This window comes from Microbispora rosea (genome assembly GCF_044460045.1).
Taxonomy (GTDB): Bacteria; Actinomycetota; Actinomycetes; order Streptosporangiales; family Streptosporangiaceae; genus Microbispora; species Microbispora rosea.
The window spans coordinates 880204-894037 of sequence record NZ_JBITJO010000004.1; the positions used below are offsets into that span (position 1 = coordinate 880204).

14 protein-coding genes are annotated in these 13834 nt (G+C 71.3%); 6 read left to right on the plus strand and 8 right to left on the minus strand.

Annotation, left to right across the window (positions count from 1 at the left end):
* Nucleotide 1: 1 nt before the first annotated feature.
* Together ACIBK1_RS21290 and ACIBK1_RS21295 are read right to left on the minus strand one after the other, a co-directional pair.
* Nucleotides 2-697: a hypothetical protein gene (locus tag ACIBK1_RS21290; RefSeq protein ID WP_396737116.1), complete on the minus strand. Its 696-nt coding sequence runs from the start codon at nucleotides 695-697 to the stop codon at nucleotides 2-4.
* A gap of 150 nt (nucleotides 698-847) precedes the next feature.
* Nucleotides 848-2218, minus strand: coding sequence for a hypothetical protein (locus ACIBK1_RS21295; protein WP_396737119.1), 1371 nt, complete (start codon nucleotides 2216-2218; stop codon nucleotides 848-850).
* A gap of 57 nt (nucleotides 2219-2275) precedes the next feature.
* On the opposite strand from ACIBK1_RS21295, the gene ACIBK1_RS21300 reads away from it, so the two are divergent.
* Both ACIBK1_RS21300 and ACIBK1_RS21305 read left to right on the plus strand, forming a co-directional pair.
* Complete coding sequence (locus tag ACIBK1_RS21300) at nucleotides 2276-2530, plus strand: hypothetical protein (protein WP_030508441.1); 255 nt, start codon at nucleotides 2276-2278, stop codon at nucleotides 2528-2530.
* 179 nt (nucleotides 2531-2709) lie between these two features.
* Complete coding sequence (locus tag ACIBK1_RS21305) at nucleotides 2710-3285, plus strand: hypothetical protein (RefSeq protein WP_396737122.1); 576 nt, start codon at nucleotides 2710-2712, stop codon at nucleotides 3283-3285.
* Here the strand turns inward: ACIBK1_RS21305 and ACIBK1_RS21310 are convergent.
* Entirely contained in the window at nucleotides 3224-5056 is a 1833-nt protein-coding gene (locus ACIBK1_RS21310; RefSeq protein ID WP_396737125.1) for a phosphatidylglycerol lysyltransferase domain-containing protein, read from the minus strand. The two genes, ACIBK1_RS21305 and ACIBK1_RS21310, sit on opposite strands and share 62 nt — an antisense overlap.
* A gap of 125 nt (nucleotides 5057-5181) precedes the next feature.
* Here ACIBK1_RS21310 and ACIBK1_RS21315 point away from each other — a divergent pair, with 125 nt between their 5' ends.
* Nucleotides 5182-6453, plus strand: coding sequence for an alpha/beta hydrolase (locus ACIBK1_RS21315; RefSeq protein WP_396737128.1), 1272 nt, complete (start codon nucleotides 5182-5184; stop codon nucleotides 6451-6453).
* A gap of 64 nt (nucleotides 6454-6517) precedes the next feature.
* Here ACIBK1_RS21315 and ACIBK1_RS21320 read toward each other — a convergent pair whose 3' ends face one another.
* The 4 genes from ACIBK1_RS21320 to purN all read right to left on the minus strand — a co-directional run bounded on the left by ACIBK1_RS21320 (nucleotide 6518) and on the right by purN (nucleotide 9887).
* Complete coding sequence (locus ACIBK1_RS21320; protein ID WP_396737131.1) at nucleotides 6518-7363, minus strand: bifunctional methylenetetrahydrofolate dehydrogenase/methenyltetrahydrofolate cyclohydrolase; 846 nt, start codon at nucleotides 7361-7363, stop codon at nucleotides 6518-6520.
* Nucleotides 7364-7398: 35 nt separating this feature from the next.
* Nucleotides 7399-7566: a hypothetical protein gene (locus tag ACIBK1_RS21325; RefSeq protein ID WP_167538689.1), complete on the minus strand. Its 168-nt coding sequence runs from the start codon at nucleotides 7564-7566 to the stop codon at nucleotides 7399-7401.
* A 126-nt stretch (nucleotides 7567-7692) separates the two neighbouring features.
* The gene (purH, locus tag ACIBK1_RS21330) at nucleotides 7693-9234 is read right to left on the minus strand and encodes a bifunctional phosphoribosylaminoimidazolecarboxamide formyltransferase/IMP cyclohydrolase (RefSeq protein WP_396737134.1); all 1542 of its coding nucleotides are present in this window, start codon (nucleotides 9232-9234) and stop codon (nucleotides 7693-7695) included.
* Nucleotides 9231-9887, minus strand: a complete 657-nt coding sequence (gene purN / locus ACIBK1_RS21335) for a phosphoribosylglycinamide formyltransferase (protein WP_036406759.1) — start codon at nucleotides 9885-9887, stop codon at nucleotides 9231-9233. Before purN ends, purH begins: the two co-directional genes overlap by 4 nt.
* 167 nt (nucleotides 9888-10054) lie before the next feature.
* On the opposite strand from purN, the gene ACIBK1_RS21340 reads away from it, so the two are divergent.
* From ACIBK1_RS21340 to ACIBK1_RS21350, 3 genes are all read left to right on the plus strand, one after another.
* Nucleotides 10055-10459: a DUF4190 domain-containing protein gene (locus ACIBK1_RS21340; protein WP_063754621.1), complete on the plus strand. Its 405-nt coding sequence runs from the start codon at nucleotides 10055-10057 to the stop codon at nucleotides 10457-10459.
* 156 nt (nucleotides 10460-10615) lie between these two features.
* Entirely contained in the window at nucleotides 10616-11632 is a 1017-nt protein-coding gene (locus tag ACIBK1_RS21345; RefSeq protein ID WP_396737137.1) for an MDR family NADP-dependent oxidoreductase, read from the plus strand.
* A gap of 23 nt (nucleotides 11633-11655) precedes the next feature.
* Complete coding sequence (locus tag ACIBK1_RS21350) at nucleotides 11656-12066, plus strand: MerR family transcriptional regulator (protein ID WP_396737140.1); 411 nt, start codon at nucleotides 11656-11658, stop codon at nucleotides 12064-12066.
* Here ACIBK1_RS21350 and ACIBK1_RS21355 read toward each other — a convergent pair.
* Nucleotides 12045-13706, minus strand: a complete 1662-nt coding sequence (locus ACIBK1_RS21355; RefSeq protein WP_396737143.1) for a cell division protein PerM — start codon at nucleotides 13704-13706, stop codon at nucleotides 12045-12047. The two genes, ACIBK1_RS21350 and ACIBK1_RS21355, sit on opposite strands and share 22 nt — an antisense overlap.
* Nucleotides 13707-13834: the final 128 nt, after the last annotated feature.

Here is a 13834-nt window from a genome sequence, read left to right on the forward strand (position 1 = left end):
ATCACCGTCCCGCAGGAGCAGGAAGTTGATCGAGGCTGGGGAGGAGCTCGGTGATCAGCTCCCAAACGCGCGGAGTCTCGCTGAACACCAACCGGAGCTCGCTGTCGGGCGTCACCGCCCCCGGCATGATCGGCTCGGCGGGACGTTCCCGCAGCCAGTAGCCCAAGGGACCGCAGTCGAACACGGTGATCCCTCGGATGTCGGCGCCCCTGCCCTCGCGGTTGTTCCACGCCGCGGTCATTCGCCAGTTGCCGTTGAGCTGAAGCAGCAAGTGGGTGAAGACCGTCAGCTCGGGGTCGGCGAGCCCACCCTCGGCGGCGAGCGCCGCACGCAACCGCTCGGCGGTCTCCTCCACGTCGTCGGTGTTCGCTGCGGCAAGCGCCACGAATCCCGCGTCCATGAGACCGACCGTCGTGGTGATGGTCGTCGCCGCCGGAGGCTTGGCGCCCCTGTCACGCAGCCCCACCGCCCGCGCGAGTGACCACACGAGGGTGCTGAGGTCGGTGCGGACATACTCCGACTCCAGTTCGCCGGGCCACCCCTCGTACACGTAACAGGCATCGTTGCCGATGACCGCGCCATGGTTCGTCATGCCCTGGCCCCCGGTCATCTCGATTCCGACGAACACAACCGGTACGGCGAGGGCGTCCGCCAGATCGGCAAGTTCGGGGACGACGGCGTCATCGTCATTTATCAAGCCGACTTCCCGCAACTCGTTCCGGGCAGTCACCAGGTCAGCCGTAACCGCCTTCCCCTCGTACAGACAACCCAGGACCCCCAAATGGGCCGGGCCGAGCCGGAACCGGCCACGTGCGCTGTCGAAGGACGGCATCACGATCTCCCTGCGCTAGTCGAACGGATTGAGGCTGCTGAAGACCTTTCTGGCACCCTCGCCGATCGCCTTACCCGCCTTCTTCGCACCGGCCTCGATGTCGTCCCAGTGTTCGACGACCTTCGCACCGACGTAAACAGCGCCCGTGACGACGGTAGCGCCAATGGTGAAGGGATTGGGGCAGACCATCGCGACGGTAAGTGAAGCGTTGAAACCCATCTCGGCAACATCCGCGATATAACCGGCGCCATTGCGTTCGAAGGCCTCTCTGGGATCACCCTGTGAGATGACGTTGGCCACGCTGTAGCCGGTGGAGGCGACCGCGCCCAGGACGCCCAGCGACCGGACGGCGCCGGCGGTCCGGGCCACTGCTCCAAGCCGGGTGAGAGCGGTGGGCTCGACCTTCAAGATTGCGGCGGCGGCCTCCATCTTCTTCGGGTCCGCGGTGGCCGACCAGACCTTGAGCAGGTTCGCCTCTCCGGAAACTTGCACCTTCACACCGGCACGTGTTCTGCCGGCCAGCAGCTCGGCAAGCCGGTTGTCGCCGAAGGCGAGATTGAGAAGGTTGTTCACCCGGGTCCCGGCGAGCGCTCTGCCCGTTGTAACCGCCTTGGCGACGCCGTCCATCTCCAGCTGATGAGGAAGCAGGGACACATAGTCGCGGTAGAGCTTGCTCTTCATGAAGAGCTGCCGAGTGAGACCGGCGAGACCGGTGCCCGGAGCAGCGACAGATCTGGTGCGCGGTATCAGCTTTTTCGCCAGGGCGTTCGCTTTGCCCTGCACGGCTGTGTCGATCAGTGTCCTGAGCGCCGGTTTCAGGACCTGATTGTTAAACAGCACGCGGCTGAGGGATACGGCCTGAGTGGTGACGATCGGGACGGTAGCGGCGACCCCTTTGACATCACCCACGATCTTGAGGATGTTGGCGACCGTCGCCTCGTGCGGCGTGAGGGCCGGGATCGCCTTGCTGATCGCGGCAGCCTCGAGTCGCTTCAGGTAGTCGTCCAGCGACTCACCGGGCTTGCGCTGGAAATCCGAATTTCCAGTCTTGTTCGCCCAGTCCGCGACCGAGTTGACGGAGATGAGAGTCGCCGGGTCGATCTTGTTGCCATTCGCGACGATTTCCAGCGGTGGAAAGCCGGCCCACGCGAGCCCGGCGAACGGGTCACCGGTCTGCAATCGTCCAATAGCCGCCCGCTGCCTCAGGTCCTTGGCCGTGTCACTCCCCCAGCGCGGCATTTCCCCCAGCGGTGTGACGAATTGGGACGCCTGCAGGGGCCAGGCACGCTTAAAAACCTCATCCGCCGACCTGTTCAGGTCGTCCATAAGGCCGGCCAGACGTTCAAGCTCTTCTGGCCTGAAGCTCCGCGTCACGCCTTCCCCCATGCGGCGGGAGCCTACCTGTAACTTATCCTCTGATAAAGCGCTCCGAGAGGAGAAAAGGTGTCGTCTCCGCCCGAGGTGCAGGAACTCGAGAACAGGGCCGCCAAACTTCGGGAATTAGCCGGCGACGTGGAAAAACTGGTCGACGGCGTGAACGGTATGGCGGCCACTATGGAGTGGTCGGGCCCGTTGACCGACCGGGTACGCGGTGAGATCGGAACCTGGAGAACGCGCTGCGGCACGGTGGCGGCTCGGCTTCTCGACGAGGCCGATCGGCTGCAACGCGAGGCCCGCGACCTGGCGAACAGGCGCTGACGGGCGACATGCCAGACAACGTGCAGAACAAAATCTGCGAAGGCCCCGTCGAACGGGACGTCGACCGATCGGCAAGGGAGCATGCGATGCGCAGGGTTCTGACGTCCGTGGCGGCGGCTGCCGCGGTGACGGCTACAGTGACGGGCGCGAGTCAGGCACAAGCGGCGCCAGTCGCGCGCGTGACGGGCACGGCGGCGGACGCGAGCCAGGCGTCCGCTCCGGCCGTGCTACCCAAGGGTTTCCTGCTGAACGAGGCCAAGGTGAACGGCCCGCGCAGGCCGTGGGAGCACCTGAAGCTCACCGACAGCCTGAAGAAGCCCCTTGAGGTGAACCCGTGCGGACGCAGGGCCGCCCGCGACGGCCGCACCGCGAGCCGTACGTTCACCTATGTGGCGGAGACCGTCTACCGCGGCGAGCAGGTCGTGCTCTACCCGTCGGAGCAAGACGCGAAGGCGGCGATGCGGTCCGTACGCGCCGACCTGGCCGAGTGCGCCGCGAGAGGCCGCGGCGCGAACCGTCACTCGTACATGTGGAAGAGCACCGGCATCGGCGACGAGGCCCTCAGGATCGGCGGCTTCTTCTTCGAGAACCGCTCCCGCACCGTCGTCGTCCGCAGGGGAAGCGCGGTGGCGGTATACGTCAGGACCGGTCTGGTGACCAAGAGCCTGCCGGTCTCCCAGTTCCGGCCGCTGATCAAGGACGCCCGGACGATGGCCGCCAAGCTCTGCGGCCTGCCCGGCGTCTGCCGCCGGTGACCACGTCGGAGACGGCCTGCGGGTGGCGCCGCCGTCGGAACAGGCCGCTCCCCCAGCCCAGGCCGGGCAGCGTGAGGAACGCCTCGGCCTGGAGCGCGGAGAGGCCGATGCGCGGCAGATCACGGGCGGTCGGGTAGACCAGGAACCTCGGCTCCCACACCGGCCGGAACTTGGCGTTGAAGCGATACAACGACTCGATCTGGAACCAGCGGGACAGGAAGACGAGGATGCCGCGCCACGCGCGCAGCACCGGCCCCGCCCCCAGGCGCTCCCCCCGCGCCAGCGCGGAGCGGAACATCGCGAAGTTCAGCGACACCCTGGTCACGCCGAAGTCCGGCGCGGCCTGCAGGGCCCGGACGATCAGCAGCTCGTTGAGCCCGGGGTCGGCCTCGCGGTCGCGCCGCATGAGGTCGAGAGAGATGCCGTCGGCTCCCCAGGGCACGAAGTGCAGGACGGCCTGGACGTCCCCGCCCGGCGTCTGCTCGCCCTCGGGCGCCGCCCGGTGGGCGGTGACCACCAGGCATTCGGCGTCGGCGGGGTCGCCGAACCGGCCGAGCGCCATCGAGAAGCCCCGCTCAGTTTCGGTGCCGCGCCAGGAGTCGGCCGCGGTGCGGATACGCTCGCGCTCGGCCTCGCTCAGGTCCCCCGACCGCCGCACCCGGCAGGTGTAACCGAGCCGCTCCACCCGCTTGACCATCTGGCGCACGTTGCGCATGGCCCGGCCCTCCAGCGTGAACCCGGCCACCTCCACGACGGCCTCGTCCCCGATCTCCAATGCGTCGAGGCCGCCTTCCCTGGTCCACACCTCGCCGCCGGTCTCGCCGCAGCCGATGACGGCAGGGACCCACGCGTGCCGCCCGGCCTCCTCCAGGAACCGCCTGATCGCACCGGGCCACGCCTCCGGGTCGCCGATCGGGTCGCCGCTGGCCAGCATCACCCCGGCCACGACGCGGTAGGCCACGGCGGCCTTGCCGCTGGCCGAGAAGAGCACGCTCTTGTCCCGGCGGAGCGCGAAGTATCCGAGCGAGTCCTGCCGGCCGTAACGGTCGAGCAGCGCCCGCAGCCGCCGCTCGTCGTCCCCGGAGAGCGCCGCGACCGGTCGTTCCGGCCGGAGGGCGAGGTAGATCGTGGTGACGGCGGTGAGCGCGCCGAGCCCCGCGAGCGAGAAGTAGACCAGGTCGCCGGTGCGCTCGGACGTGAACACGACCGGCCCCTCCAGGCCGACCAGACCGAGCACGACGTGCCACACCTTGTCGCCGAAGCCGGGGCTGCCCGCGACCGTCCGGTGCTGCGCGGCGACGAGGATCCACCCGATCACGACGTCGAACGCGCCGAGCACCAGCAGGTTCCACAGCGCCCGCCAACGCGAGCGCGGGTCGGACAGGGCGTAGAACTCCCGTCTGCCGACCAGCAGCACCACCCAGAGAAGCAGCGAGACCGACGCGGCGACCGGGTGCCGGTGCAGCACCTCGAGCACGGCGCCCACCGGCAGCAGCACCACGACCGCGCGCCAGGCCCGCGCCTTGCGCCGCCTGAGAGCGTGGGCAAGCATGATCAGCAATATCCCGACCAGCAATGAGGCCGTCTCGGCGAGCGTGGTGACGCCGCCGGGCAGGACGCTCGCGATCTCGCTGATCCTGCTTCCGCGCAGGCGCGGGAACACGCCTTTGGCGATGTCCAGGATGCCGATGAACAGGGCGGCGTACGCTGCCGCCGCGGGCACCCATGGACGCGCTGTCCCGCTGCGGGAGATGTGGGTCCGACGGCTCACGGACGAGACCTTAGATGCTGATATCCGCTCCGGGAGCAGGGATCGCAGTCCTTAACCACTCCCTTACGCCCCCAGAGTACCTTTGCATGAACCGGCACCACGGGGGACTTCAGGAGAGGCCGGATTTGGAACTCACAACGGCATACGTGCAGGTCCTGTTCGTCGCGCTCGCCGTCGGGGGGCTGGTCGCGACGGTCTGGCTGTGGCCCCGGCTGAGCGGGCCGTCCTGGCGCTCCGTCGCCGCGCGAGCGGGCGTGCTGGTCGCCGACCAGACCCTGCTGCTGCTCGCGACCGCCGTCGTCGTCAACGCGTACTTCGGGTTCTTCGGTTCGTGGGGCGACCTGCTGGGCACGGACGCCACCGAGGCGCCGGCGATCATGGCGGGCTCGGCCGGTACGGCGGCCGGCGGGGCGGGCCTCGTCCGGGTGCTCGGCAGCAGGCCGGTGGAGGTCACCAGGCCGAAGGCGGGCCTGCCCGCGGGGCGTCTGGAGCAGGTGACGATCGCCGGGGCGAGGACCGGGCTGAGCTCGCCTGCGTACGTGTACCTGCCGCCGCAGTATTTCGACGCGAAGTACGCCGGTCGGCGCTTCCCTGTGATCCTCGGGCTGACCGGCTATCCGGGAGACGCGGAGAACCTGGTCACCCGGCTCGGCATGCCCGCGCTCACGGCGACCTCGATCCTCACCCACGAGATCGGCCCGACCGTCCTGGTGCTCATGCGCCCCACGGTCGCGCCGCCCCGGGACACCGAGTGCGTGGACGTGCCGGGCGGGCCGCAGGCCGAGACGTACTTCGCGTCGGACGTGCCGCGGGCGGTGGCCGCGGCGTTCCGGGTCGGCACCGAGGCCGCCAACTGGGGCGTTCTCGGCGAATCGGCCGGGGGCTACTGCGCGCTCAAGCTGACCATGCGGCACCCCGAGGCGTTCTCTGCCGCGGTGTCCCTGTCCGGGTATTTCCACGCCCCGGTGGACGTGACGACGGGCGACCTGTTCGGTGGGAACCGGCGGCTCCGGGACGAGAACGACCTGATGTGGCGGCTCGCCAACCTGCCGGCCCCGCCGGTGTCCGTCCTGGTGGCGAGCAGCCGTCAGGGCGAGTCCGGCTACCAGGCGACGACGGACTTCCTGGCGGCGGTGAAGGCGCCGATGAGGGCGTCCTCGTTGATCCTGCCGAGCGGGGGCCACAACTTCGCCACCTGGAACAGGGAGCTTCCCCAGGCCCTGCCCTGGCTCGCCCAGCAACTGCACGCGCCCGCGCAGACGCCGTCCCGGGCTGCGAGCGAAAAGGGAAGCAGGCGCCTCGCCCGCGAATCGCCCCGGCGCCCTCGCCCCGACCGGCACTCCCCCGCCCACAAGGTCGCGAAGAGGAGAGGCCTCAGGCCGGCGGGGAGGGCGTGAGGACGCCGCGGAGCGGGTCCCGGGCCGATCCCGCGCGACCGGCCCTGTAGATCAGCCGCGTCGATCAGCCGCGCTCGGCGGCCTCGACGACGTTGGCCAGCAGCATGGCCCGGGTCATCGGCCCCACCCCGCCGGGGTTGGGGGCGACGAAGCCCGCGACCTCGCGTACGTCGGGGGCCACGTCACCGGTGAGCTTCCCGTCGACCCTGGAGACGCCCACGTCGAGCACGGCCGCGCCGGGCTTGACCATGTCGCCGGTCACGAGGTGGGGCACCCCGGCCGCCGCGACCACGATGTCCGCCCGGCGCACGTGGGTCGCCAGGTCCTGGGTGCCGGTGTGGCAGAGCGTGACGGTGGCGTTCTCCGTCCGGCGGGTGAGCAGCAGGCCCAGCGGACGGCCCACGGTGATGCCCCGGCCGACCACGACGACCTCGGCGCCCTTGAGCGGTACGCCGTACTCCTGGAGGAGGACCACGATGCCGCGCGGGGTGCACGGCAGCGGGGCGTCGACCATGTGGACGAGCCTGCCCAGGTTGACCGGGTGAAGGCCGTCGGCGTCCTTGGCCGGGTCCATGCGCTCGATGAGCGCCTGGGTGTCCAGGTGGCGCGGCAGCGGCAGCTGGACGATGTAGCCCGTGCAGGCCGGGTCGGCGTTCAGCTCGTCGACCGCGGCCTCCACGTCCGCCTGGGTGGCGCTTTCCGGAAGGTCCTTGCGGATGGAGGTGATGCCGACCTCCGCGCAGTCGCGGTGCTTGCCCGCCACGTAGATCTGGCTGCCGGGGTCGTCTCCGACGAGGATCGTGCCCAGGCCGGGGGTGACACCCCGGGTCGCCAGGGCCTTCACCCGCTCCGCCAGCTCACTCTTGATCTTGGCGGCGGTCGCCTTGCCGTCCAGAAGCCGCGCGGTCATGGCTCTCCCTGTCCTTCCGGGGTCCTTCCGATGCTTTACTGTCCCCCCTCGCGCCGCTCGATGATCCGGCGGGTGAAGGGGATGAACTCCACGATCCGCCAGCCGAAGTAGGCGGCCAGCGCGGCGACGGGCAGCAGCGCGATCGGGCTGTTCCACACGCCGTTCATCGTCGCGAAGGAGCTCATGATCGTATCAAGGGGCATGGAGGGACTCCGTGGGGAGGATGGGGTGGGCGCTTCAGGCTAACCGCCCCACCGGGGTGATCGTGCCGTTTTCACCCCATCCATCCCGACAGTTGCCCCTCCGTGCCGGTACGTCGGCCTTCTCGATCAGTGGAAGAAGTGCCGGGTGCCGGTGAAGTAGAGCGTGATGCCCGCCTCCTTGGCCGCCTCGATGACCAGCTCGTCGCGGATCGAGCCGCCCGGCTCGACGATGGCCTTCACCCCGGCCTCCGCCAGCACCTGCAGGCCGTCGGGGAACGGGAAGTACGCGTCGGAGGCGCCGACGGACCCGGCCGCGCGCTCGCCGGCCCGGGAGACCGCCAGCCGGGCCGAGTCGACCCGGTTGACCTGGCCCATGCCGACGCCGACGGTCGCACCGCCGGACGCGAGCAGGATCGCGTTGGACTTCACCGAACGGCAGGCCCGCCAGGCGAAGGCCAGATCGGCCAGCACCTCGGGCGAGGCCGCCTCTCCCGTCTTCAGCTCCCACGTGGACGGGTCGTCACCGGGCGCGTCCACGCGGTCGACCGTCTGCACGAGCAGGCCGCCGTCGATACGGCGGAACTCCGCGGCGTTCTCCGGCCCCTGCGGGCAGGCGAGCAGGCGGATGTTCTTCTTCTCCCTGAGCACGTCGAGGGCGTCCGCCGCGAACGACGGCGCGACCAGCACCTCGGTGAAGATCGGCGCGATCTGCTCGGCCAGTTCGCGGGTCACCTCGCGATTGACCGCGATCACCCCGCCGTACGCGGAGACCGGGTCGCACTCGTGCGCCTTGCGGTGCGCCTCGACGGCGTCGGCGCCCACCGCGATCCCGCAGGGGTTGGCGTGCTTGATGATGGCCACGCACGGCTCGGCGAAGTCCCAGGCGGCCCGCCACGCGGCGTCGGCGTCCACGTAGTTGTTGTAGGACATCTCCTTGCCGTGGAGCTGCTCGGCGTTGGCCAGGCCGTCCTTGCCGCCGGTGTAGAGGGCCGCTCCCTGGTGCGGGTTCTCGCCGTACCGCAGGGCGGCCTTGCGCTTCCACGCCGCGCCCATGAAGGACGGCCAGTCGCCCTCGGGCGCGTACACGTTGGCGAACCAGGACGCGACCGCGACGTCGTAGGCGGCGGTGTGCGCGTACGCGGTGGCGGCCAGCCTCCTGCGCTCGGTCAGCGTGAAGCCGCCCTCGGCGACCGCGGCGAGCACCTCGCCGTACGCCGCGGGGTCGACGACCACGGCCATCGTGCCGTGGTTCTTGGCGGCGGCGCGGATCATCGCGGGCCCGCCGATGTCGATCTGCTCGACGCACTCGGCGTCGGAGGCGCCGGAGTTGACCGTGGCGGCGAACGGATACAGGTTCACCACCGCGAGCTGGAACGCTTCGATCTCCAGCTCCTCCAGCTGCTTGACGTGGGAGGGGTTGGCGCCGTCGGCGAGCAGCCCGGCGTGGACCCGCGGGTGGAGGGTCTTGACCCGTCCGTCCAGGCACTCGGGGAATCCGGTGAGCGACTCCACCTTGGTGACCGGCACGCCGTAGGAGGCGATCGCGGCGGCGGTGCCGCCGGTCGACACGATCTCCACGCCCGCGGCCTCGAGCCCCCGCGCCAGGTCTTCCAGACCCGTCTTGTCGTAAACGGTGATCAGCGCACGGCGGATGGCGATGCGGGTCACTTCGTGATCCTTCCTGGTTTCGGGCCGTCTGCGGCCTGTCCTGCGACTCGTCCCGTCCCCAGGCGCACGGTCCGCCCGGTCAGGGTCCAGCCTTCGCGGGCCATGCGGCCCACCGTCTCGACGAGAAGACGCCGCTCGACCGTCTTGATGCGCTCGTGCAGCGACTCCTCGTCGTCCCCCTCCCGTACGGGCACCGCCTCCTGGGCGATCACCGGTCCCGTGTCCACGCCCGCGTCGACGAGGTGCACCGTGCATCCGGTGACGCGGACGCCGTACGCGAGGGCGTCGCGCACGGCGTGCGCACCGGGGAAGGCGGGCAGCAGCGCCGGATGGGTGTTGACGACGGGAAACGCGCCCAGCACGCGAGGGCCCAGGATCTTCATGAAACCGGCGGAGACCACGAGGTCGGGCTTGTGCTCGGCGATGCGCCCGGCCAGCCTCTCGTCCCACTCCTCCCGGGTCGGATGGTCGCCCACCCTCTCCACGAACGTGGGGACGCCGGCGCGCTCGGCCCGGGCCAGACCCTCGATGCCGGTACGGTCGGCCCCGACGGCGACGACGGCCGCGCCGAACGCGTCGTCGATCGCCGCGTCCAGCAGCGCTTGCAGGTTGGTCCCCGAACCCGAGACGAGGACGACGAGCCGGGCGGACAGAGCGGAACTCCTTTGTGAGCTGCCTTCGTTTTGCAGGTGATTGCCGGGAGATGGTTCCTTAGAGAATGGTCGAGCGTGGAGGACCGTCCCTCGACGCAGCTAAAGCGTATCGGGCGCCGGCCATCACGACTGACGACGGGTTATGCGGAACGCGAGGCGAGGAGACCGTGACAACACCCCTACAGACGCCGACCCCTGCGACCGGAGGTCGCAGGGCTCTCGTGCTCGCCATCATGGCGCTGGTCTTCACGCTGATGCTGCCGGCGGCCGGGCTGGCGCTGTCGATATTCGCGATCGTCATCGCGATCCGTGACATCCGCCTGCTCAACCGCGAACGACGCGGGATCGGGATGGCGACCGGGGCCGTCGTGCTCTCGTCGCTCGCGTTCGTCCTGGGGATCGTGACCACGGGATTCCAGCTCTACTTCTCCGACGAGCTCAACGCGTACAACGAGTGCCGCAAGGGCGCGGGCACGGTAGCGGCCCAGCAGGACTGCTCCGAGCAGCTGATGCGGGCGTTCGAACGGAAGATGGGCGTGGCCTGGCCCGCCGGAGTCCCGGCCCCCGCCTGACGGCACGACCGCAGGTGAGCCGTCCGCGCCGTCGCGGACGGCTCACTGGTCTTGCCCTTGACGCGCGGGTCAGGGGTTAGCGTCGCGGGGCCGTGCGGCCGTGCCTGGTCGAGACGCCGCACGAGCGTCCCCTGTCCCGACACCGTGGGAGTTCCCATGCCCCCGACCCTGCCCCGCACCGCACGGGAGATCCGGCTCGCCGAGGTTCCGTCCGGCCTTCCCGGCCCCGAGCATCTGACCGTCGCCGAGGTCCCACTGCCCGTGCCGGGGGCCGGTGAGGTCCTGGTGCGCAACCGCTGGTTCCAGGTCTTCCCTTCGCTGCGCACGCTCATCGCCGGGGGCGTGCCCGGCACGCCCTTCCCTCCGCTCCGCCCCGGAGACGCGCTGTTCGGCCCGGCCGTCGGCGAGGTCGTCGCGGCCCCTGCCGGCGGCGATCTGCGGCCGGGCGACCTGGTCGCGCATTTCCAGGGCTGGCGTGAGTACGCCGCGGTTCCCGCGGCCGCGCCGCTGGGCGACGCCCTGCCCGACCCGGCCGCGCACCTCGCGTCCGGTGCGACCGCGTACGCCGCCCTGACCCGGGTCGCCCGCCTGCGCGCGGGCGAGACGGTGCTCGTCACCGGGGGCGCCGGAGGCGTCGGGTCGCTCGCCGGCCAGATCGCCCGGCTGCTGGGCGCGGCGCGCGTGATCGGCACCACCGGCTCGCCGGCCAAGGCCGGGCGCATGACCGCCGAGCTCGGCTACGACGCGGCGGTGCTCCGCGACGGCGGCCCGATCGGCGGGCGCCTGACCGAGGCGGCGCCCGACGGCGTCGACGTGGTCGTCGACACCGTCGGCGGCGAGCAGCTCCAGGCCGCGGTGGCCGCGGCGCGGCCCGGCGCCCGGCTCATCGTGGTCGGCACCCTGGCCGCCCAGCTGTCGCCCGCGTCCGGCGGCACGACGGCCCCGGTGGAGCTGGACGCCTTCCAGCTCATCGCCAAGAACATCACCCTGCGCGGCCTTACCGGCGTCGACGACGAGATCCACACGGAGTGGACGGAGCGCTTCGGCTCCTGGCTGCGCTCGGGCGCCGTCACCTTCCCGCACACGCGGATCGCGGGCATCGAACGCGCGCCGCTGGCGTTGCGTGAGTTGTTCGAGGGGCGGCACGTGGGGACGGTCGTCGTAGAGACGTGAAATGAAAGCAGCCGGGAGGTCTCATGCGGATCGGCGACGCCGCGGCGGCGGCCGGGACCACGCCACGCGCCCTGCGCCTGTACGAGCAGCGCGGATTGCTCCTGCCGCCCCCGCGGACCTCGTCGGGCCAACGGGAGTACGGCCCGCGGGACATCGCCCGCATCCGCCTCGTGCGCCGGCTGCTCGCCCTCGGCCTGACCATCGAGGACGTCGCCCGCTGCGCCGACCGGCTGGACCTGCTGGAGGGCGACGCGCTCCCGCCGTACGGCAGCCCCGGCTGCACCGGCGGCGGCAGCGGCAGCGGCAGCGGGGTCGTGCAACGCCGGATCGCCGCCCTGGACGCCGAGATCGCCCGCCTGACGGACCTGCGGGACCGGCTCGCCTCGGCCGTCGCCGAGCCGGACCGGACGGATCAGTCGCGGTCCCAGGCGTAGGGATCGACGTAGATGACGTGACCCCCGCGGTCGTCGGTCTCGTCCACGATGTCCTTGCGCGGCGTCGGCGGGGGGCTCGGGGCGCGACGCTTCGCGGCCGGTTTGCGTGGTCTGTCGGAGACCGGAGAGGGAGCCCCGGTCCGCGGCGCGCCCATGTCGTCGAAGGTCTCCGCCGCCGCCGCGGCGTGTTCGTCGGTCCAGTCGTCCCTGATGACCGGGATCGGCTGGGTGTCCGCCTCGGTGGCGTCCAGCCAGTGGCCGGGCAGGTGGGCGCCGCGGGCGGGCCGTACCCGCCCGGCCGCCTTGGCGATCACGGCGCCGGCCTTCCGCACCGGCTCGGGCGGGGTGGCAGGCCGCCGGGAGATCAGCCACCAGTTGGCGATGCCGGCCGAGATGCCGGCGGCCACGCCGACCTCCAGCGTGACCGACAGCGCCACCTCCCAGGGGGACGGCCCCACCGCGGCCAAGCCCGCCCCGCCGAGGGGGCCGCCCGACAGCGCGGCGAGCGTTCCCGCGACGAGGCCGGAGGTGATCCCGCAGACGAATCCCCACAGCGGCGCGGCCTCGATCGAGGGGGTCGGCGCGACCCGGGCCGTCACCACTCCGGCGACCGCGCCGGCCGCGAACGGCACCGCGATCACGCCCATGACCCAGGGGGGCGCGGCGCCGGACGGCGGCAGCGCGCCCAGCAGCGGCAGCATGGGCACCGCGCTCAGCTTGACCCCGGTGGGCGCGACCAGCGTCCCGGCGCCCACCGCGAACCCGGGCCCCGAGATGTAGGCCAGGCCCCAGACGACAGCGTTGAAGAAGTAGAGGACCTCCAGGAGCAGGAGCAGCAGGCCGCCGACCACTCCGGGGCTGAGGACCTCCGACATCTGCTGGATCCGGGCGAAGTTGACCGCAACGGCCCCTAGGACAAGCACGGCCCCGGCCACGAGCATCAACGCGGTCGCGACGGCCGTACCGGCCACGAGCGACCGCGGTCGCTCGGGCAGCAGCCGCAGCATCGACCGCCACGGCCCGATCGTGCGTGCGGTGGCCACCGACCCGGTGACGAAGGCCAGCAGCAGGTGGCTGACCAGCGCCTCTCCGAGGAACGGCTCCATGATCTCGTTGCCGGAGACGAGGGCGATCACCCCGGCGAGCAGCGCGTACGGCGCGGCCAGCGAGATGCCGGCCTGGGCGAAGAGCGCGAGCTGGGCGCGGCGCCGGGCGTTCTCGATGTCGCGCGGCGTGCCCTTGGGCAGCCGGGCCGGCATCCGCACCCGCAGGTCGGCGTCCCGCGCCATCCACAGACCGGCCCGGTAGAGCAGCACCCCCGGCAGGATCATCAGGCCGATGGGCAGCAGGCCCACCCGGCCGCCGGGGATCGCGAAACCGGCGTGGTGGGCGGCGAGCCAGAGCTGGCAGGCCGTACGGAAGACCCCCGGCAGGCCCTCGCCGAACGGCCCGCGGGGCGCGGCCATCCAGCCGATGAGGGTGAGCGTGGTGAGCACGGCGAGGCCGACGCCGAGCGTCCCGACCGCGGCCAGCATGCCGGAGACGGGCAGCGGACGGCGGGTCTCCTCGTCGTCGCCCGCCCCCATGCGGCCGAGCACGACACGGGGAGCGGTCCTGAATTGATCGAGAAGGCCCGTCACGCTACCGCATCATCCCAGCCCCACGGCCTCCCTCCACGTCGCCACGCCGTCCACCCCCCAAATCGCCGTGATCTTGTAGTTTGTTGCACATCAGCCGCCCAAGCTGGGCACGGAGCATCCGTGATCTT

What these genes read in the sequence shown, in the direction of transcription:
- ACIBK1_RS21325 (WP_167538689.1), bottom strand. Translation starts at nt 7,566, where the DNA reads ATGCCCCTTGATACGATCATGAGCTCCTTCGCGACGATGAACGGCGTG.
- ACIBK1_RS21345 (WP_396737137.1), top strand. Translation starts at nt 10,616, where the DNA reads ATGCCCCCGACCCTGCCCCGCACCGCACGGGAGATCCGGCTCGCCGAG.
- ACIBK1_RS21350 (WP_396737140.1), top strand. Translation starts at nt 11,656, where the DNA reads ATGCGGATCGGCGACGCCGCGGCGGCGGCCGGGACCACGCCACGCGCC.
- ACIBK1_RS21295 (WP_396737119.1), bottom strand. Translation starts at nt 2,218, where the DNA reads ATGGGGGAAGGCGTGACGCGGAGCTTCAGGCCAGAAGAGCTTGAACGT.
- ACIBK1_RS21320 (WP_396737131.1), bottom strand. Translation starts at nt 7,363, where the DNA reads ATGACCGCGCGGCTTCTGGACGGCAAGGCGACCGCCGCCAAGATCAAG.